The organism is Arthrobacter hankyongi (assembly GCF_022012395.1).
GTDB lineage: Bacteria > Actinomycetota > Actinomycetes > Actinomycetales > Micrococcaceae > Crystallibacter > Crystallibacter hankyongi.
On the sequence record NZ_JAKLTQ010000001.1, the window covers coordinates 572,398 to 590,702 of the forward strand.

The 18,305-nt window shown below is 67.5% G+C and carries 21 protein-coding genes; 8 read left to right on the forward strand and 13 right to left on the reverse strand.

The window, feature by feature from the left end; genetic code table 11:
• Positions 1–48 precede the first annotated feature (48 nt).
• From LVY72_RS02565 to LVY72_RS02600, 8 genes are all read right to left on the reverse strand, one after another.
• Positions 49–825 (reverse strand): triose-phosphate isomerase family protein, encoded by a 777-nt coding sequence (locus tag LVY72_RS02565; RefSeq protein ID WP_237817877.1) that lies wholly within the window; start codon positions 823–825, stop codon positions 49–51.
• Positions 822–1,328, reverse strand: a complete 507-nt coding sequence (locus LVY72_RS02570; protein WP_237817878.1) for a ribose-5-phosphate isomerase — start codon at positions 1,326–1,328, stop codon at positions 822–824. The genes LVY72_RS02565 and LVY72_RS02570 overlap by 4 nt, the downstream gene beginning before the upstream one ends.
• Positions 1,321–3,105: a dihydroxyacetone kinase family protein gene (locus LVY72_RS02575; protein ID WP_237817879.1), complete on the reverse strand. Its 1,785-nt coding sequence runs from the start codon at positions 3,103–3,105 to the stop codon at positions 1,321–1,323. The genes LVY72_RS02570 and LVY72_RS02575 overlap by 8 nt, the downstream gene beginning before the upstream one ends.
• A 69-nt stretch (positions 3,106–3,174) precedes the next feature.
• Positions 3,175–4,170: a D-ribose ABC transporter substrate-binding protein gene (locus tag LVY72_RS02580; protein ID WP_237817880.1), complete on the reverse strand. Its 996-nt coding sequence runs from the start codon at positions 4,168–4,170 to the stop codon at positions 3,175–3,177.
• Positions 4,171–4,190: 20 nt separating this feature from the next.
• The gene (locus tag LVY72_RS02585; protein WP_237817881.1) at positions 4,191–5,357 is read right to left on the reverse strand and encodes an ABC transporter permease; all 1,167 of its coding nucleotides are present in this window, start codon (positions 5,355–5,357) and stop codon (positions 4,191–4,193) included.
• A gap of 19 nt (positions 5,358–5,376) precedes the next feature.
• Complete coding sequence (locus tag LVY72_RS02590; RefSeq protein ID WP_237817882.1) at positions 5,377–6,897, reverse strand: sugar ABC transporter ATP-binding protein; 1,521 nt, start codon at positions 6,895–6,897, stop codon at positions 5,377–5,379.
• A complete protein-coding gene (locus LVY72_RS02595; RefSeq protein WP_237817883.1) occupies positions 6,894–7,598 on the reverse strand; it encodes a DUF2291 family protein in 705 nt (234 codons plus the stop codon). Before LVY72_RS02595 ends, LVY72_RS02590 begins: the two co-directional genes overlap by 4 nt.
• The gene (locus LVY72_RS02600; protein WP_237817884.1) at positions 7,595–8,614 is read right to left on the reverse strand and encodes a zinc-dependent alcohol dehydrogenase family protein; all 1,020 of its coding nucleotides are present in this window, start codon (positions 8,612–8,614) and stop codon (positions 7,595–7,597) included. The genes LVY72_RS02595 and LVY72_RS02600 overlap by 4 nt, the downstream gene beginning before the upstream one ends.
• Before the next feature lie 257 nt (positions 8,615–8,871).
• Between LVY72_RS02600 and LVY72_RS02605 the strand changes: the two genes are divergently transcribed.
• Complete coding sequence (locus tag LVY72_RS02605) at positions 8,872–9,996, forward strand: alcohol dehydrogenase catalytic domain-containing protein (RefSeq protein ID WP_237817885.1); 1,125 nt, start codon at positions 8,872–8,874, stop codon at positions 9,994–9,996.
• 23 nt (positions 9,997–10,019) lie between these two features.
• On the opposite strand, the gene LVY72_RS02610 is transcribed toward LVY72_RS02605, so the two are convergent.
• From LVY72_RS02610 to LVY72_RS02630, 5 genes are all read right to left on the reverse strand, one after another.
• Positions 10,020–10,259, reverse strand: coding sequence for a DUF6480 family protein (locus LVY72_RS02610; protein ID WP_237817886.1), 240 nt, complete (start codon positions 10,257–10,259; stop codon positions 10,020–10,022).
• 188 nt (positions 10,260–10,447) lie between these two features.
• The gene (locus LVY72_RS02615) at positions 10,448–10,585 is read right to left on the reverse strand and encodes a hypothetical protein (protein ID WP_237817887.1); all 138 of its coding nucleotides are present in this window, start codon (positions 10,583–10,585) and stop codon (positions 10,448–10,450) included.
• Between the two features lie 34 nt (positions 10,586–10,619).
• Entirely contained in the window at positions 10,620–12,215 is a 1,596-nt protein-coding gene (locus tag LVY72_RS02620) for a 4-hydroxyphenylacetate 3-hydroxylase family protein (RefSeq protein ID WP_237817888.1), read from the reverse strand.
• Between the two features lie 158 nt (positions 12,216–12,373).
• On the reverse strand, positions 12,374–12,946 hold the full coding sequence (locus LVY72_RS02625; RefSeq protein WP_237817889.1) for a flavin reductase family protein: 573 nt from the start codon (positions 12,944–12,946) through the stop codon (positions 12,374–12,376).
• Between the two features lie 135 nt (positions 12,947–13,081).
• Positions 13,082–14,107 carry a helix-turn-helix transcriptional regulator gene (locus LVY72_RS02630; RefSeq protein ID WP_237817890.1) on the reverse strand — a complete coding sequence of 342 codons (1,026 nt, stop codon included), beginning with the start codon at positions 14,105–14,107 and terminating at the stop codon, positions 13,082–13,084.
• A gap of 174 nt (positions 14,108–14,281) precedes the next feature.
• Between LVY72_RS02630 and LVY72_RS02635 the strand changes: the two genes are divergently transcribed.
• The 7 genes from LVY72_RS02635 (at position 14,282) to LVY72_RS02665 (ending at position 18,295) form a co-directional block, all read left to right on the forward strand.
• Positions 14,282–14,848: a hypothetical protein gene (locus tag LVY72_RS02635; RefSeq protein ID WP_237817891.1), complete on the forward strand. Its 567-nt coding sequence runs from the start codon at positions 14,282–14,284 to the stop codon at positions 14,846–14,848.
• A gap of 71 nt (positions 14,849–14,919) precedes the next feature.
• The gene (locus LVY72_RS02640; RefSeq protein WP_237817892.1) at positions 14,920–15,471 is read left to right on the forward strand and encodes an RNA polymerase sigma factor; all 552 of its coding nucleotides are present in this window, start codon (positions 14,920–14,922) and stop codon (positions 15,469–15,471) included.
• The gene (locus tag LVY72_RS02645; RefSeq protein WP_237817893.1) at positions 15,468–16,208 is read left to right on the forward strand and encodes a hypothetical protein; all 741 of its coding nucleotides are present in this window, start codon (positions 15,468–15,470) and stop codon (positions 16,206–16,208) included. The genes LVY72_RS02640 and LVY72_RS02645 overlap by 4 nt, the downstream gene beginning before the upstream one ends.
• A 611-nt stretch (positions 16,209–16,819) precedes the next feature.
• Entirely contained in the window at positions 16,820–17,080 is a 261-nt protein-coding gene (locus tag LVY72_RS02650; RefSeq protein WP_237817894.1) for a hypothetical protein, read from the forward strand.
• Positions 17,081–17,141: 61 nt separating this feature from the next.
• A complete protein-coding gene (locus tag LVY72_RS02655; protein ID WP_237817895.1) occupies positions 17,142–17,336 on the forward strand; it encodes a multicopper oxidase domain-containing protein in 195 nt (64 codons plus the stop codon).
• A gap of 111 nt (positions 17,337–17,447) precedes the next feature.
• Positions 17,448–17,810, forward strand: a complete 363-nt coding sequence (locus tag LVY72_RS02660; RefSeq protein ID WP_237817896.1) for an ArsR/SmtB family transcription factor — start codon at positions 17,448–17,450, stop codon at positions 17,808–17,810.
• Positions 17,807–18,295, forward strand: coding sequence for an SRPBCC family protein (locus LVY72_RS02665; protein ID WP_237817897.1), 489 nt, complete (start codon positions 17,807–17,809; stop codon positions 18,293–18,295). The genes LVY72_RS02660 and LVY72_RS02665 overlap by 4 nt, the downstream gene beginning before the upstream one ends.
• Positions 18,296–18,305: the final 10 nt, after the last annotated feature.

Consider the following 18,305-nt stretch of genomic DNA (forward strand, 5'->3'; position numbering starts at 1 on the left):
TCCGTGGTCCGGCCGTTTCAACCCTATGTCGGTCCGCCCCGGCCCGGGTCATTGTGACCGGGCCGCGGCTTCATCGACAATGTCCGCCAGCGCCCCGACGTCGTGCGCGAAACGCCCCAGGAACAGCCCGTCCACCTCCTGGCCCAGCCGGGTCAGCAGGCCCGGCCCCGCGCTGCCGCCGTAGATCACCTGGTGCCGGGTGAACCGGTCCTGGCCGGCGAGCCAGGCCTGCAGGAGGGCGCAGACGCCGCGGATGTGCTCCGCCGAGGCCGGCTCGCTGGCACCGATCGCCCAGACCGGCTCGTAGGCGGCGATGACCGGCAGGTCCTGCCGGCCCGGCACGCTCCGCACCGCCGCGGCCAGCTGGGCGGTGCAGACCCGGGCCGCTTCCTCCACCGGCAGCCGCTGCTCTTCGCCGATGCAGATGACGGGAGCCAGGCCGTTGCGCAGCGCGGCGGCGGTCTTGACGGCCACGGTCCGGTCATCCTCGGCGAAGAGCCGGCGCCGTTCGGCGTGGCCGACCTCCACATACCGGCAGCCGGCCTCCCGCAGCTGCGGCCCGCTGACCTCCCCCGTGTACGGCCCGCTGTCCTCCCAGTACAGGTTCTGCGCCCCGAGCCCCACCGGGCCGCCGGCGAAGGCCTGCCCGGCGGGGACCAGCGCCGGGAAGCTCGGCAGGATGAACAGCGCCACCTTGCCGCTGCCCAGGGCCGGGTGGTCCGCCGCCATCCGGGCAACGGCCCGGCACCAGTCCACGGTCTGCTGGTAGCCGAAGTACATCTTCAGGCTCACCCCCAGCAGGGTGGGAGCCGGCTCAGTGCTCATGCTTCCGTCGGCGCCCGGGAACCGGCCGGCGGCGCGGTCATGTTCTGCGTTTCATAGTCGGTCATCAGCTGGACCTTCTTCGCTGACGGAGAGGACTCGTCGAATTCGTAGGTGAGCCATTCCTGCGCCAGCCGGCGGGCCAGCTCGATGCCGACGACGCGCTGGCCGAAGGTCAGCACCTGGGCGTTGTTGCTCAGCACAGCGCGCTCCACCGAGTAGCTGTCATGCGCGGTGACGGCGCGGATGCCCGGAACCTTGTTGGCCGCAATCGCCACCCCCAGCCCGGTGCCGCAGACCAGCAGCGCCCGGTCGGCCTCGCCCTTGGCGATCAGCTCGGCGGCGGCGATGGCAATGCTGGGGTAGGCGGTGTTCTCCTCGTCCCCGACGCCGACGTCGACGACCGATTCCACCCGCTCGTTGGACTGCAGGTCCGCCTTGATCTTCTCTTTGTAGTCCAGGCCTGCGTCGTCGCTGCCGACGACGAGGCGAAGCTTCTTAGTCATAAGTTTCTCCTTGATTGTTATATCCCCGCGGTTTCGCTCCGGGCCCGCCTTCCAAAAGCTTGCGTTCGATCGTGCGGGCCACCATGGCCATCGACACCGCCCCGGGATCGGGCGTGCCCACGCTTTTTTCGGCCAGCGGGCGGGCGCGGCCCATCTTCGGCACCATCTGTGCGGTGGCGTCCGCCGACCGCTGGGCGACGTCGGCCGCTGCCGACCAGGCGGCGCGCAGCGAGGACCCGGCACGGACGTGTTCACTGAGCGAGTCGCTGAAGGGCAGCAGCACGTCCAGCAGGGTCTTGTCGCCGAGGCTGGCCTTGCCGAATTGCTGGATTTTCTGCCCCGCCTCGGCGATGCCCGCGGACACGGAGACGGCGTCGGGCGGAACGTCGTTACCCACCCGGGCGCCGACGGTGTTCAACGCCATGCCCCACAGCGCCCCGGAGGTGCCGCCGGCCTTGTCCGCCCACGCGTCGCCGGCCAACTGCAGCAGGGAGCCGGCCCCGGCGCCGGCGGCCAGGGCGTCGCGTCCGGCGGCCACGGCGGCGGTGGCGCCGCGCTGCATGCCGATGCCATGGTCCCCGTCGCCGGCGACCGAATCGAGCCGGCCCAGTTCCGGAGCCTGTTCATCCAGCAGGTCCTTCATCGCTTCGAGAATGGCCTGGACCCCTTCGGCGGCCTCCCGTGAGGCGGCCGACGCCGCCGGCAGCTCCGCCGCCGCGGCCTCCTCCTGGTAGCCCTCGGCGGCGCCCTGCACGCTGGCGGCCACGGCGCCCTTCCGGAACGCCGGGGTACTCGCCGGCGCCGTCCAGTACCGTTCCAGCTCCTCGTCCAGCCAGAACAGGGTCAGTGAGGCGCCAGCCATCTGGAAACTGGTGACCAGCTCGCCCACTTCGGGGTCCACAATGGTGATTCCGGCGTCGTCCAGCAGCTGGCGGACACGGCGGAAGACCACGAACAGTTCCTCGGACTTGACCGAGCCCAGCCCGTTGAGGACCAGCCCGACCCGGCTGCCCCGGACATCCCCAGCAGCGATGTCCGGGGGCAGGTCGGCCAGCAGGGTGTCCACGAACAGTTCGGCCGCCTCATCGGCGGTGGGCAGGCTCCGTTCGCTGATCCCGGGTTCGCCGTGGATCCCGAGGCCGACGGCCATCTTTCCGGCCGGCACGGTAAAGAGCGGTTCGCTCGAGCCGGGCAGGGTGCAGCCGGCGAAGGCCACGCCGAAGGAGCGCGTGCGGTCATTGGCCCGCGCAGCCACCCGGACCACTTCGTCCAGGTCGCCGCCGGCGTCCGCACAGGCGCCGGCCACCTTGAACACGGTCAGGTCGCCGGCCACCCCGCGCCGCTTGGCGGTCTCGGCCGGCGGAGCGCTGGAGACGTCGTCGGTCACCGAGACGGTCCGGGCCTCAATGCCTTCGGCGATCAGCCGGTCCTGCGCCTGGGTGAAGTTCAGGACGTCCCCGGCATAGTTGCCGTAGCTGAACAGGACGCCGCCGCCGTTCTGGGCGGCCTTGGCCACCGAATAGATCTGTTGGGCCGAGGGCGAGGCGAAGATGTTGCCCATCGCCGCGCCGTGGGCCAGTCCCGGCCCGACGAGTCCGGCGAAGGCCGGGTAGTGGCCGGATCCTCCGCCGATCACGACCGCCACCTGGCCCGGAGCCGGCCGGGTGCTGCGGACCACGCCGCCGGGCACCCGCCGGACCCACTGCGGGTAGGCGGCAACGAATCCCTCGGTCAGTTCGTCGGTGAAATCCTCGGGATTATTAAACAGGTAAGCCATGGGAAAGCAGTCTCCTGGGCTGAAGTGATGGGGCGCGGGGCGGGCCGGCGGGCCCGCCCCGCGGTGCTGCTACTGGCTGAGTGTGAACGGAGCGGTGACCTTGTCCACGTTCTCCTTGGTGATCAGCGTGCAGTCGAACGCCTGCTTCTCGCTGTCGGAGCCGGTCTTGCCGGTCTTCAGGTAGGAATCGATTTCGTCCACGACCTTCTTGGAGAAGTCGGCCACCGGCTGGAGCACCGTGTAGCCCATCGAGCCGGCCTTGACCGCGTCCACGGCATCCGGGGAACCATCGAAGCCGCCGACCTTGACCGAGGTCTTGCCGGCTTCCTTCAGGGCCGCGATCGCGCCTAGGGCCATCTGGTCATTGCCCGAGAGCACGCCCTGGATGTCCGGATGGGCCTGGAGCATCGACTGCATCTTGTCGTGGCCCTGCTTCTGGTCCCAGTTCGCCACCTGGGCTTCCACCCGCTTCAGGTCCGGGTACTGCGACAGGACGGTCGCATAGCCGTTGGACCTGGTGGCCGCGTTGTTGTCCGAGGGTGCGCCGAGGAGTTCGACATAGGTCCCCTTGCCACCCATCGCCTTGACGAACTCCTGGGCGCCCAAAGCCGCACCTTGGGCATTGTCCGAGACCAGCTGGGCCTTGGCCAGGCCCTGCTGGTTGATCTCGGCGTTGACCAGGAAGACCGGGATACCGGCGTCGGTAGCCTTCTGCACAGCCCCCACCGAGCCGTCGGCGTTGGCCGGGTCCAGCACGATGGCCGCGGCCTTGTTGGTAATGGCCGTGTCGATCAGGTCGCTTTCGGCCTTGGTATCGCCCTTGTGTGCCGTGACGTCGACCGTGTAGCCGAGCTTCTCACCAGCCGCCTTGACGGTGTCCCCTTCGGTCTTCCAGTACGGATTCGCCGGATCATTGACGATGGTGAAAATGAGCTTGCTGCCACTGCCACCGCCTGCGGTACCGGAGGCGGCACCGGTGGAGGTTCCGCCTCCCCCTCCGCCGCAGCCAGACAGTGCCGCAATGGTCATGCATGCAGCCAGTGCTGCGATCACCTTACGTTTCATGGACGTACCTTTCATCAGTGTCACGGTTTGGCAGGATTGGCGGTATCGGCAGCGTCGACGGCCGGCGGGGTGCCGGCAGGCGGGGAAGCGGTCCCGGCTGCCGACGGGCCGGGCGGAGCGGCTGCCGGCGCCTCAACGTGCTTGATCCGCCGGGAACGGCCCTCGATCCGGTTGAGCATGACGGCGACGACGATCACGGCGCCCTTGAAGACCATCTGCCAGTACTCGGAGACACCGATGATCACCAGGCCGTCGGAAAGGAAGCCGATCACGAACGCACCGAGCAGGGTGCCGCGGATGTTGCCGCGTCCGCCGGAGAGGGCGGCGCCGCCGATGACGACGGCGGCAATGGCCGTCAGTTCGAAGGACGTGCCCGCCGTGGGATTGGCGGAGGTCAGTTCAGAGGCGATGATCACGCCGGCGATCGCGGCGCAGGTGCCGGAGGCCATGTAGATGCGGATCTGGACCTTCTTCACCGGGATGCCGGAGAGCTCGGCTGCCCGCTCGTTGCCGCCGGAGGCATAGAGCCAGCGGCCGAAGGCGGTGCGGTTGAGCAGGAAACTGCCCAGCAACGCAATGACGATCATGACCAGCACACCGGTGGGGATGCCCAGGATCCGGTTGAAGCCCAGGACGTCGAATCCGGTGTTGCCCAGCGCGGCCTCGCCGCGCAGGTTCGGGTAGGTCAGGCCGCCGGTGATCAGCAGCGCGGTGCCGCGGACCACATACAGGGTGCCCAGCGTGGCCACGAACGGAGGGACGCCGAACTTGGCGATCAGGATGCCGTTGATCCAGCCGACGAATGCGCCGACCGCCAGCGCAATGACAGCGCAGACCCAGACCGCCGGGTAGAGCGTGACTTCCATGCCCGGCAGCTTGACTCCCTGCATCAGGAAGCCGGCGATGACACCCGCGAGGCCCACGGTGGAGCCCACCGACAGGTCGATGCCGCCGTTGAGGATCACCATCAGCATGCCGACCGCCAGGATGGCGTAGACGGCCACGTGGGCCGACATGGTCAGCAGGTTGTTGACGCTGAAATAGTTCGGCGACAGGAAGGAGAAAATCAGGATAATGACGATCAGGGCGAAGAATGCGCGGCCTTCAAGCAGGAGCTTGGGGATGTCGAGGCCGCCGGACGGGCGTCCGGTCTGGGCCGGGGTGGCCGCCGTCTGTGTTTGGCTCATGTCCGGTTTTTCCGTTCCTCTAGAGGGCGACGGCAGCTTCGCCCGAAGCCGCCATAATCTGCTCTTTGGTGGTCTGGGCCGCGTCGAATTCGGCGGAAATGCGGCCCTTGCTCATCACGATGACGCGGTGGGCAATGCTGAGGCACTCGCCGACTTCCGAGGTCGAGTAGAGGACCGCCAGGCCCTTCTCGGCCAGTTCGGCGAGCAGGCCGAAGACTTCGGATTTGGCGCCGATGTCGATCCCGCGGCTCGGCTCGTCGAGCAGGATGACCTTGGGATTGGTCGCCAGCATCTTCCCGATGACCACCTTCTGCTGGTTGCCGCCGCTGAGCGATCCGATGGGGGCACCGGGGCCGGCGGTCTTGACCCGCACGTCCCGGATCATCTGCTGGATGAGCTGCTTTTCGTCGGCGCGTGAGAGCACCAGGCCTTTGAGGAACGAGCCCAGGCTGGCGAGCGAAAGGTTCCGGCCCACGGACATGGTCTGCACCAGGCCGTCCCGCTGCCGGTCCTCGGGAACCAGGCCGAGTCCGGCCTCGATGCGCTCGGCAATGGTCAGCCCCTCGACGTCGAAATCCTGGAGCAGCACCGTGCCGCCCACCAGCGGGACGCGGCCGGCCACAGCCTCCAGCAGCTCGGTCCGGCCTGCGCCCATGAGGCCGTAGATGCAGACAATCTCGCCGGCCCGCACCTCGATGGAGACGCCGTTGACGGCGAGCCGTTCCGGATTCGTGGGGTCGGCCACCATCGCCTGCTGGATGGTCAGGGCCGGCCTGCCGAAGTGCTCGCGGCTGGGCGGGCTGCCCAGGTCGAAGCCGCGGCCGACCATGTTGCCCACGATCCAGTCCAGATCGACGTCGGCAATTTCGGCCTGCGCCACGATCGATCCGTCCCGCAGCACCACGGCGTGATCGGAGATTTCGATGGCCTCCTCCAGGTGGTGCGAAATGTAGACGATGGACACTCCCGAGGCGGTCAGGTCCCGGATCACCTTGAAGAGGACCTCCACTTCGGAGGCGCTTAGCGCCGACGTCGGCTCGTCCATGATCAGGATCCGTGCATTGACCGACAGCGCCCGGGCGATTTCGACGATCTGCTGCTGGCCCAGCCGCAGATCGGCCACCTTGGTGTCCGGGTCGATGGGCTCCTCGAGCCGCTCCATCAGCTCCTTGCTGAGCTGTCGCTCGGCGGCATAGTCGACCATCCCGGCCTTGCCGGTGATCTCCCGGCCCATGAAGATGTTGTCCCGCACGCTCAGGTTCGGGCTCAGGCTCAGTTCCTGGTGGATGATGGAAATCCCGCGGTCCCGGGCTTCGACGGTGTTCGCGAACTCGACCGGTTCGCCGCGCAGTTCCAGGCTGCCCGACGTCGGCTGTTCGATCCCGGAGAGGATCTTCATCAGCGTGGACTTGCCGGCCCCGTTCTCGCCGAAGAGCGAGGTGACCTTGCCTTCGAGGACCTCGAAGTCCACTCCTTTGAGCGCCTGGGTCCCGCCGTAGCGCTTGGTCACATTCTGGGCACGGAGCACGACCTCGCTCATTTGGCTTCCCCGATCTGCACCGGCGTGATGATGTAGGCGGACGGATTGATCAGGCTGAACGCGCCTACCGCGGCCACCTTCTTACCGGCCAGCGAGGCGGGATCCACGTTGGCCAGGACCTTGTCCTTGACCTGCTTGTTCAACTCGGCTCCCACGTTCTGGTAGTCGATCTGGTTCTTGAACTGGGAGAACTGCACCTTCCCGGTGGCATCGCGGACCGCCGTGCCGTTGATGGCCGGGCCAGTCTGCACCAGGACCTTGATGTCCGCGGGCATGCCCGGAACCGTGACCGGCAGCTGCCCGTTGGCCTCCGGCTTGCCGGCCGTGCCGGTGAACTTGACCGAATAGACCGCGGGCGAGGAGCCGGAGACCACCCCGTACTTCTTGGCCGCCGCGGCCGGATCGGCCGCAATCGCCTTCTGCACGACCGCGAGTTCGGTGGCCCGCTTGACGATGTCCGGCGCGATTTCGGAGTCGAATTTCTCCTGAGCGTAGGACTGCGGACTGAAAGTGCCCGGGGCCGCTTCGGTGGCTTCCTTGCCGGTCAGGATCTTCGTGCTGAAGAACATCAGGATCAGCACCACCAGGATGACGCCGGCGGCAATCAGCCGCCCGGGCGTGAAGAATGATTTTTTGGGGGCTTTTTTGGGCGTGCCCGGCTTCGGGGTTTCGGAGGTGGGGGTACTTGTCGCTGTGCTCATTGCAGGACCTTGGATTCGGTGTCGTTGGGACGGATCTGCAGCTTGCGTCCGGAACCCTGGCGGAACATGTCCAGCGCGTCGGAATAGTCGTCCAGGGTGAAGGAATGGCTGATCATCGGCACGCTCCTGATCGCGCCGGCTTCGAACATTTCCACCGCCCGGCCGAAGGTGTTCAGCACTGCCATGGTGCCGACGATGTTGAGTTCGTCCCGGTAGACCCGGAACGGGGAGTAGCCGGCCTTGGCTTCGGCCGGGGCGACGCCGAAGTGCTGGAAGGTGCCGCCGGCCTTGACCCGCGGCAACCCGTCCTCGATCGCCCGGACCACGCCGGTGCAGTCGATGACCACGTCCCACTGGCTCCGGTCCGCTTCGTCCGCGCTGCCGTATACCTGCTCGATGCCGACCTCGCCGGCGGCCTCCCGGCGCCCGGCGCTGAGGTCGACGACGGTGACGCTGGCCGCGCCGGCCCGCGGGGCCAGCTGGGCCATCAGCAGGCCCATCGTCCCGGCACCGTAGACCAGGTAGTGCTCGCCCATTTTCCGCGGCAGGATGTCGTAGCCGCGGATGGCGCAGGCCAGCGGCTCCACCAAGGCCGCCTGGTGCAGGTCGGTTTCGGGCTTCAGCCGGAAGACGTTGCTGACCGGGGCCTTCAGGTACTGCGCTGCCGCCCCGTCGCTGGCCACCACACCGAGTCCGTTCCAGCTCCGGCACAGGTTGGACTTGCCGTTGAGGCAAAATTCGCACTCGCCGCAGGTGGTGCTCGGGTTGACCACAACGTGGTCGCCGACCGCAAGGCGGGTCACCTCGCTGCCCGTCTCGACGACGACGCCGGAGGCCTCATGGCCGGGGATCAGGGGGAACACCGTCCCCTCGAACTCGCCGTCGAAGACGTGCGTGTCGGTGCCGCAAATACCCACCGCAGCCACCTCGATGACCACTTCGCGGGGGCCGGGAGCAGGGTCCGCGACGTCGCGGAGCGCCAACTCACCGGGGGCTTCGAAAACTATGGCTCGCATACGGATTGACGCTCCCATCCACAGGGTTGTTCGCCGTCGGAACCGCCGGCTGTCCGGCGACTTGCGGTGCCGGCGGAAAAGGAAGTCTGTGATTTTTGGGTTATCTTGTGACTTCCTCGTGTTATAAACATAATGTAACTGTGAGCCTGCTCACTGTCAACGAACCCAAAACGGCCTTCCGGATGCCGCCCGCGGCAGCCAGCGCAGGTGGGCCCGCCCCCAAGCCACACAACTTTCCACATCCTCCAGGAGGACCAATGTCCACCACCCCTGCCGCAGACGCCGCGGCCGCCGGACTGCCCGAGACGATGCAGGCCGTGATCTGCCATGGGCCGGAAAACTACATGCTCGAAGAATTGCCGGTTCCGGTGCCCGGACCGGGCCAGATGCTGATGAAGGTCGAGGCGGTCGGCGTGTGCGCCAGCGACCTGAAGTGCTACCACGGGGCGGCCAAGTTCTGGGGGGACGCGAACCGGCCAGCCTGGGCGCAAAAGGAGATCACGCCGGGCCATGAGTTCGCCGGCACCATCATCCAGGCCGACGAGGAGGCCACGTCCCACCACGGCGTGGCCGTCGGGGACCGCGTCACCTGCGAGCAGATCGTCCCGTGCGGACGCTGCCGCTACTGTGTGCGCGGCGAGTACTGGATGTGCGGGCCGCACGACATGTTCGGCTTCCGCAACTTCCACGGCGCGATGGCCGAATACCTGGTGGTACCCAAGCAGGCACGGGCGCACCGGATCTCCAAGGAACTGCCCCCGCAGCACGCAGCCTTCGCCGAACCGCTGTCCTGTTCGCTGCACGCCGTCGAGCGCGCCAACATCACCTTCGACGACGTCGTCGTGATCGCCGGCTGCGGTCCGATCGGGCTGGGCATGGTGGCGGGCGCAAAAGCCAAGAGTCCGCTGAAGGTCGTGGCGCTGGACATGTCGGACAACAAGCTCGCGCTGGCCCGCAAGTGCGGCGCCGACGCCACCATCAATGTGGGCCGGGAAGATGCGGTCCAGCTGATCAAGGACATGACCGACGGCTACGGTGCCGACGTCTACATCGAAGGCACCGGGCACCCCTCGGCCGTCGGCCAGGGACTGAACCTGCTGCGCAAGCTGGGCACGTACGTGGAGTATTCGGTCTTCGGCTCCGACGTGACGGTGGACTGGTCCATCATCAGCGACGACAAGGAGCTGGACGTGCGCGGCGCCCACCTGGGCCCGCACTGCTGGCCGGCCGCGATCAAGATGCTCGAATCCGGCATCCTGCCGATGGACGAGATCTGCACCGACCAGTTCGTGCTCAAGGACTTCCAGGCGGCACTGGACCTCGTCGCCGACACCACCGGGGCCTCGGTCAAGGTCTCGATCCTGCCCGGCGGCGAAGCCTAGCCACGCGGATCCAGGACGCGGGTCTAGGAGAAAATCAGGATCCCCGCATAGACCAGGAACATCACGGCGATCATTGCGGCGATCAACAGGATGATCGCGATCCACAGCCAGGGCACCCAGGCCTTCGGCCCACCTTCGCCATGGCCCTGGGTGAGGTTGGTCTGCGCCTCGGCCGGCGGCGTCTCCCCCGGCGGGACGCCACCGCCGGGCTCCAGCCCGGTGATGTTGATTTCCAGCGGATCGGGGTTCGCACTCAAGCTCATTGCCGCGCCTCCTCAGAATGGTGCCGGCCTCCAGTCCTACCCGGCCTGCACTTCCTAGGATAGTAAGGCTGCTGCCCAATGAGCCACCGGTGCGGGCCGGCTGCCGGACCAATACCGGACACGACGTCGTAAACAAGGCAGTCCCCGCGACCTGGTGGTCGCGGGGACTGCGGCGGACGTTCCCGGGCTCAGAGGCCCGGGCATCCTTCGTGCCACCAGCCTGCCCAGGCAGAAGGTGAGATGTCCTCGACCCGGACAGCGGCTTCCTGCTGTCCGGCGCCGTCCGGAACGGCCTGCCAGCCGGACTCCTGCCACAGGGGGTCCATCCCGGCTCCTCCTTTGCCTGGATCGTGCCGGCGGTTATTTGCGGCCGAAGATGCTGACGTCGTGGTTGTTGATCAGGTCCGGAACGGTCCAGCCGTCCAGGTCATATTCGGCCATGCAGGTTTCGGCCATGCCGGTCATCATGCCGGTGGTGCCCTGGGCCTGGGCGGCGAAGAGGATTTCGGCCTTGACGTTCTCGTGGTTGCCCGCGTAATTGCGTTCGTAGAGTTCGTGCCGGCCGCCGAACTCGGTGCCAATCGCGTCCCAGAGCAGCTTCATCAGCTTCACCCGGTCCACCGCCTGGATCCCGTCGGAGCCGCGGACGTACTTGTCGAGGTAGGGCCGGATCTCGGGGGTCTTGAAGTCATGGGCGGAAGAGTTGAGGTAGATCAGCCCCGAGGCGACGTCCTGCTCGATGATTTCCTTGATCCGCGGGTAGCCGGTGGCCATGAACATCCGGTAGGCCAGCCCGTAGTCGAGTTTCGGCAGCACCGTCCCGCCCGGGCCGGGGTCCGGGTTCAGGGCCATCGCGTCGGCCAGCGCGTAGAACATGTTCCGCCAGCCGATCACCTCCCCTGCCCTCGCCTGCACGCCGCGGAAGTCCTTGGTGCCGGTGATCTCCAGGGCCTTCAGGAGCAGCCCGGCGATGAAGTCCAGCTTCACGGCCAGGCGGATCACGCCCTGGAAGGTGAACCGGTTGAGGAACCCGGTCTGCGGCAGGAAGTTGTTGATCTTCTCCACGTCCCCGTAGGCGAACACGTTCTCCCACGGGATCAGCACCTTATCGAAGACGAACACCGAATCGTTCTCGTCCAGCCTGCTGGAGAGCGGGTAGTCGAACGGGGTGCCCATCACCGCCGCCTGGTGGGAGTAGGAGGCCCTCGAGATCAGCTTCACCCCCGGCGCGTCCATCGGCACCGAGCAGATCAGCGCGAACTCCTTCTTCTTGATCGGCAGCCCGTAGTGGGCGATGAAGTTGTACTGGGTGATCGCCGAGCCGGTGGCCACGACCTTGGCCCCGGAGACCACCAGGCCCGCGTCGGTCTCCTTCTCCACCTTCATGAACACGTCCCCCACCTGGTCCGGGGGCAGGTGCCGATCCACCGGCGGGTTGATGATCGCGTGGTTCCAGTACAGCACCTTCTCCTGGGACTCGCGGTACCAGCGCAGCGCGTTCTCGCTATACGGTTCGTAGAACTCCGGCATCCCGCCCAGGGTCCCCAGGAACGCGCCCTTGTAGTCCGGGGAGCGGCCCAGCCAGCCATAGGACATCCGCGCCCAGGTCTCGATCGCGGTCCGCGAGGCCTTCAGGTCCTCGACGGACCGGGCGGCCTTGAAGAACGGGTGGGTCAGCCCGCCGGACCCGGTATCGGTGGGCACCAACAGCTTCGAGGCCGTCTCCGGGGCGTGGAACCCGTCATAGAGCCGGGCGGCCATCCGCACCGAATTGCGGAACGCCGGATGGGTGGTGACATCCTTCACCCGCTCGCCGTAGATCCACACCTCCCGGCCGTCCCGCAGGGACTCGATGTACTCATCCCCGGTCTGCGGCTTGAGCGGATCAGCCGGCGTGGTCCGCACCGACATATCCGGCACCTCGGCTGCAAGGGGGGTTTCAATGGTCTCGGTCATGGCAATTGTCCTTCCGGGAAGCCGCGGCATCCTTGCCGACGGCGGGGTTTTGGAATCTTGGGTCTGCTGAGTTGCTGGGCCGGCTAGCGTCTACCGGTCTCCACCGCTAGCGCCTACCGGCCTCCCCGTTCGCAAGCTAGCGGCGGGGCCCTCGGCCGCTAGACTGGCGCCAGCACCCTGAGGGATTCGGCGCCGGCGAACCATTGCCCGCCGTGGCCGTCCCCGCACTGCTCCCAAGGGGAGCCACCGACCAGCCCGCCGAGGTGGTGGAACTTGCCGCCGAAGAACAGCAGAGGCTCGACCGGGTTGATCTCCAGCGAGACCACCTCGCCGACCACGATCGCGTGGTCGCCTCCGTCGTAGACGTTCCACGGGCGGCACTCGAGCGTGGCAGCATTGCCGGCCAGTACCGGTACGCCGGTGGTACCTGCGCCCCAGGCCGGACTGCCCGCCATGGGCTTGCCGGCAAAATGCAGGCAGGTGTCCAGTTGGCTCAGGCTCATGACATTGATGGCGAACGGCCTGCCCTCGACATAGCGGGACAGCTTCGAGCTGCGCATCAGGGTGACCTGCGCAAGCGGCGGGTCCAACGAGACGGCGGTGAACGCGCTGACGGTGGCGCCGTGCGCCTCGCCGTCGTCGGCCCGGGTGGTCACAACCGTGACGCCGGTGCCAAAGCGGCCGAACGCGTGGCGCAGGTCCCGCGGATCAATGGCTGGTGCTTCGGACATTGTGTGCTCCTGGTCTGAGGTGCGGCGTCTGCCGCTGTCACCCCAGAGTGCCGTGGATCACAATCACAGTGGGCGGCTGACAAGCAGCCTGTCCGTTGCGTGCCAAAAAGTGTCGGCTGAGTGCAAAAACCGCCGCTAGAGGATCACGCCGAGGAGGGCGTCCCTGCGCAGCTGCAGCGGCGTCATGCCGAACCTGACCTTGAAGGCCCTGGCGAAATAGCTCTGCGAGGCAAAGCCGCACATCGCCGCGACCCGGCCCACCGGCGTCGTCCGCTGATGCGGGTCGGTGAGGATGCCGCGTGCCGTTTCCAGCCGGCGGCTCAGCACGAAGGCGCTCGGGGCCTCGCCCGCCTCCGTGAAGATGCGTGCCAGATGGCGTTCGCTTACGCCCACCGCGGCGGCAACCTCGCCTGCGGTCAGCGCCGGGTCCGAGAGCCGGTCCTCGATATAGCAGCGGGCGGCGGCCAGGTAGCCGGCACCGGCGCCGCCGCGGTCCCCGGCCACCAGCAGGCTGAGCAGCTCCATCACGGAGCCCTCGGTTCGTTCCGGGTCCCCCGGCTGCTCCAGCGTGCTGCGCACCAGCCGGGCCAGTGCCATCATCTGGCGGTTGGCCGGAGCCGCCTCGTTGAAGTCGAACACCAGAGGCCGGGTCAACGGCCTGCCGCCGGCCAACTCCAGGTACTCCCCGCGCGGGATGGTCAGCACCATCTCACGTAAGCCGCGGCTGAACCCGCGCATGAAGGGACGGTCGGCATCGTAGATCACGGCTTGGCCGGGCTTGAGCGACTCGTGGCCGCCCTGGTGGTAGAAGAACGCCTCGCCCTCGAGCGCGAAGAACACCGCGATCACGTCCATCGGGTTCTGCCGGATGTACCGTTCGTTGCGCTCCACCACCTGCGCGCTGCCCTTGACCTCAGCGAACTTCAGCGACGGAAAATGCAGGTTGATCTCGGCGGCCTGCAGCGGCTGCTCGTCCATGGTGCGGATGTCCAGGGAGATCAAGGCCTTGGCATTGTGGTGTGCCCAAAGCTGCATGCGGTTGACCGCCGGAATGCCGCGGGTCGTGAACTTCAAGGTCTTGGCCTGCCTGTGCGGTGGCTCGATGGAGCGTTCAGGGCGCGGGTCCGCCGGGCGCGCCTCATGGCTCAGGTGCTGGGTCATGGTCCAGCCAGTGTAGTTTGCGTCACACGGATCCGGGTAGGTTCCTGCGGCTGACAAAAAGTTTTCCGGCGGGCGTAACCTGCGGGCCGGCTCCTTCGATTAGTTGCGTGTACGGGCCCCGCACAGCCATCATCCGGCCGGCGGCTGCCGTCGCTACTACGCATGAGGGAAGTAATGATTAACCGTTTCCGCACACTGAGCCTGCCCGTCAAGGGCGCCGCACTCGCCGCACTCATCGCCGTCGGAGGTGCCGGTGCCGCCGTCGCCGCGCCGGGCCTGACTTCCACTGCCGATACCGAAAGCTCCGTCACCACCCCGGCCACCCCGGCCGTGCCCGCCGTTCCGGCAGCCGACGGCGAAAGCGCCGTCCCGGCCACTCCCGCGGTTCCCGCCGTTCCGGCCGCCGATGACGCCGTGGACCGCAAGGCCGACGTCGACGCCGAGGCGAAGGCCGGGGTCGAGGCGGACACGAAGGCCGCCGGCGCCGCTGCCGACGCATCTGTCAACGGCGGCGAGGCCGGTGTGAAGGCGAAGGTCGACACCGGCGCCGTCGTGACCCCCGCCGTGCCCGCCGTCCCGGCGACGGACGGCAAGTCCGCCGTACCCGCCGTGCCGGCCCTGCCGAAGGTGCCGGCCACCAGCGCCGAGGCGCAGGCGCATCTGGATGCAGCTGCCGAGGCGGCCAAGGCGCGCGTCGATGCCCGCCTGGACGTGTCTGCCGAGGACGCAGCCGGAAAGTAGACTCTTGAGGCGAGGGTGCGGCGGCCGCGACGGCGGCGGCCGCACCCGGCCGCAACCTGAAGGAAACCATCTTGGCCCATGCCCTCCCGGATGACGTGCTGTCCGCTGCGCAAAGCGGGGACCCCGCAGCCTTCAGCAGCATCTACACCACCCTGGCCCCCGGCGTCACCGGCTATTTAAGGGCACGAGGCATGGAGGACACCGAAGCTTCGGTCCAGGAGGTCTTCCTCACCGTCTTCTCCCGCATCGGCACCGTACGCGGCGGCTGGCAGGGACTGCGGACCTTTACCTTCTCGGTGGCCCACGCCCGCTATGTCGACGAAGTCCGCCGGCGTGCCCGCCACCCCGGCTTCGCGGACTACGATCCCGGAGCCGACCCCCGGACCACCGGCTCTGCCGAGGAGGCGGTGCTGGATTCATTAGCCGCAAGCGACGTGGGAAAGCAGTTGAAGGCGCTGAACCCGGATCAGCGCGAGGTCCTGCTGCTGCGGATCGTGGCCGATCTGTCGCTGGAGCAGGTCGCGGAGATCATGGGCAAATCGACCGGGTCCATCAAACAGCTTCAGCGGCGTGGCCTGCTGAAACTCAAGTCGCTGATCGAAAGGAAGGAGGCACTGGTGTGACTGCGGTTCCCCCGAACGACGAACAGTTCATCCGGCAGCTGCTGGACGAATCCGGTGTCGGCACCTCGCTGCCCCTTCAGGCTTCACTGCTGGAAATGCGCGCGGCCGGCTCGGCCCCGGTTCCGGCACCGTCCGCCGAACTTGCCGCGTTCATGATCCCGGCAACCACGGCCCCGGCCGTCGTGCCGCTGCGCGGCCGGCGACGGACCACCAAGGGGCTGGTGATCGGCCTGGCCGTCGCCGCCGCGACGGGCCTGGGCGTCTCCGGCGTTGCCGCCGCCAATCCCCAGTTCCACGCGGCGGCGGACCAGGCGGTCCGGCACGTCGTCGGAATCTTCGCCCCGGCGGCCGGCCCCCAGACACCCGTGCAGCCGGTACCGGACGCCACCACGCCCGGCCACGGCGACCAGGCCCAGCCGACCCCCACCAAAGCCGGCACACAGACCCCGGCCCCGGACCGGCAGTCCGCAAGCCCTGCAGGCACCGCGACGGCTCCGGCAGCTGGCACCGGGAAACCCTCCACCCCGCCCGGAGAGGCAGCCAAGGAGTCCGCGAAGGAGCGGAACGAGCTGCCGCTGGTCCCTGACCTGCCGGCGCCCTCCGGCGTTCCCGGAGTGGGCAGTGAAAAGTCCGGCCACCCCGGACCGAAGGTGCCGGTCCTCCCCCGGCCGACAGGGCCGGCCGACCTGCCGGAGGTGCCCGTGCTGCCGGTGTTGCCGGCGGGCCCGGAGCACTAGGGTTCGTTACTAAAGCCACCGGGCCTGCAGGCGCCGCAATGCTGCTTCAACAGACTTAGCGGATGGGACGCAGCCGCAGCGTTGAGTAGTGGCTACGAGAACGGTCCGGATCAAAGACGAAACGAAAACTATTTATCGAGCTTCGCCACTATGCCAGCGTTTGAGTGTGTCGATCATTTCCGGCCCCGTTCAGATGCCCGGGGTGGCTGGGATACGCTCGCTTCGGACCGGATCAAGAATTGATTCCAACGGTAAGGGGCGGGGAATTCCTTGGATCTACTGGGCGGCATGAGCCGCGACGAACTTCGCATCTTGTGTTGGATTGCGGCCGCGGCCTTCGCGCTTGGGCCGGCGTCTGGCGTCCGCGCGGGCTTCATTGGACTGCGCTTGGTTCGGTCCTGCTCTTCGCGGCCCTGAACGCGGGTGCCGGGATCTACGTCCTGAATCATTTCGGTGATTCGCGCTGGTCCGCGGGTGGAGAACCGCCGCTGAGCGCTCCGTCGTTTTCCGGGACGCCTGTCGTGGGGCGGTTCCTGGGTCCTCTGGACTCCGCGCTGAACTCAGTGGTCGGTGGGGTGAACGATTTCCTGGCATTCAAGCAGGCACTTCCCGTGGCGCTGGACTTCCTGGCCGCGTCCGGCTGGGCCCTGCTGGTGTCGTTCCCGCTGGCCATTCTCGCCGCCGGCATCCGTTACACCGTGGCCAGGCGCCGAACGGCGGACTTCGAAAAATACCGTGCCACCGTTGACCTGCTCAAGGATGAGCTTGAGCAAGTCAAACGGCAGATCTCGTCAGGGAACTGCGTCAACACGGCGCTTCCTGCAGAGGACGAGCTTTCGGATGTGCGGCCCATGCTGACGCGCAGAGTGTGATTCAGGCGGGCTGCCTCCGACGCACTGGCACGCCAACACCGTGACCGTGCTCGGGAAGCGCATGGAGGTCGTAAACCTGCTGCCGGCCAGCATGGTGGTGGCCGACATGATTCCCGACGACGTGGGCACCTGGCTGTTCCGCTGCCACGTCAACGACCACATCAGCGCCGGCATGCAGGTCCGGTACCGCGTCACTGACGCCTCGAGCCCCGGCAGCGGCAGCGGTAACAGCGGCCATGCCAGCCACTCGCCGTAGCAACTGCACGACACTACTGCGCCGCCGTCGCACTCCCCCTTGATCTGCCCGGCAGACAGGCGTAGCGTTGTATTCAATCGAAAGGTTGATAAAGAAAGAAGTTGAATAGGGATGGACTCCGGCGACGACGAACTGCTCGACAAGGCCTTCCTGGCCTTGGCCGATCCGGTCCGCCGCCGCATCATCGCCCGGCTCAGCCGCGGTCCGGCCACGGTCAATGAGCTGGCGGAACCCTTCGCGATCACCACCCAGGCGGTCTCGAAGCACATCCAGGTCCTCGAGCAGGCACAACTGGTCACGCGCACCCGCGAGGCCCAGCGCCGGCCCGTCCACCTCAATCCCGCACGGCTGGAAGCGCTCACCGCGTGGATCGACCAGTACCGGCTGGTCCGCGAACGGCAGTTCCGCGCCCTCGACGCCGTGCTCGGCAGCCAATCCGCCGCAGGCGGCACCGACCCGAAGGACACGCCATGAGCAACGCCCTGCAACTGACCGTCCCCGACGGCGTCCCGTTCATTGATTACGAGCGGGACTTCGACTATCCCGTCGGCGACATCTTCCGCGCCCACGCCGACCCTGCGCTGGTTGCCCAGTGGCTGGGCCCCCGGGGCATGACCGTGGACATCGACACCTACGATTTCCGTACCGGCGGCAGCTATCTCTACCACCACACCGGCCCGGACGGCATCTCCTACGGGTTCAGCGGCGTCTTCCACACCGTCCGCGAGAACGACTTCGCCGTCCAGACCTTCGAGTTCAGCGGCTACCCGGATGTGGTCAGCATCGAGTTCCTCACCTTCGAGGATCTGGGCAACGGGCGCAGCAGGCTGCGCGGCCACTGCGTGTATCCGAGCCAGGAAGCGCGCGACGGGATGGCAGCCTCCGGCATGGAATCGGGCCTGTCCGAGTGTTATGAACGGCTCGAGGAAGTCCTGGCCCGGCTCACCCAGGCACGCTAAGGAGGCCGCC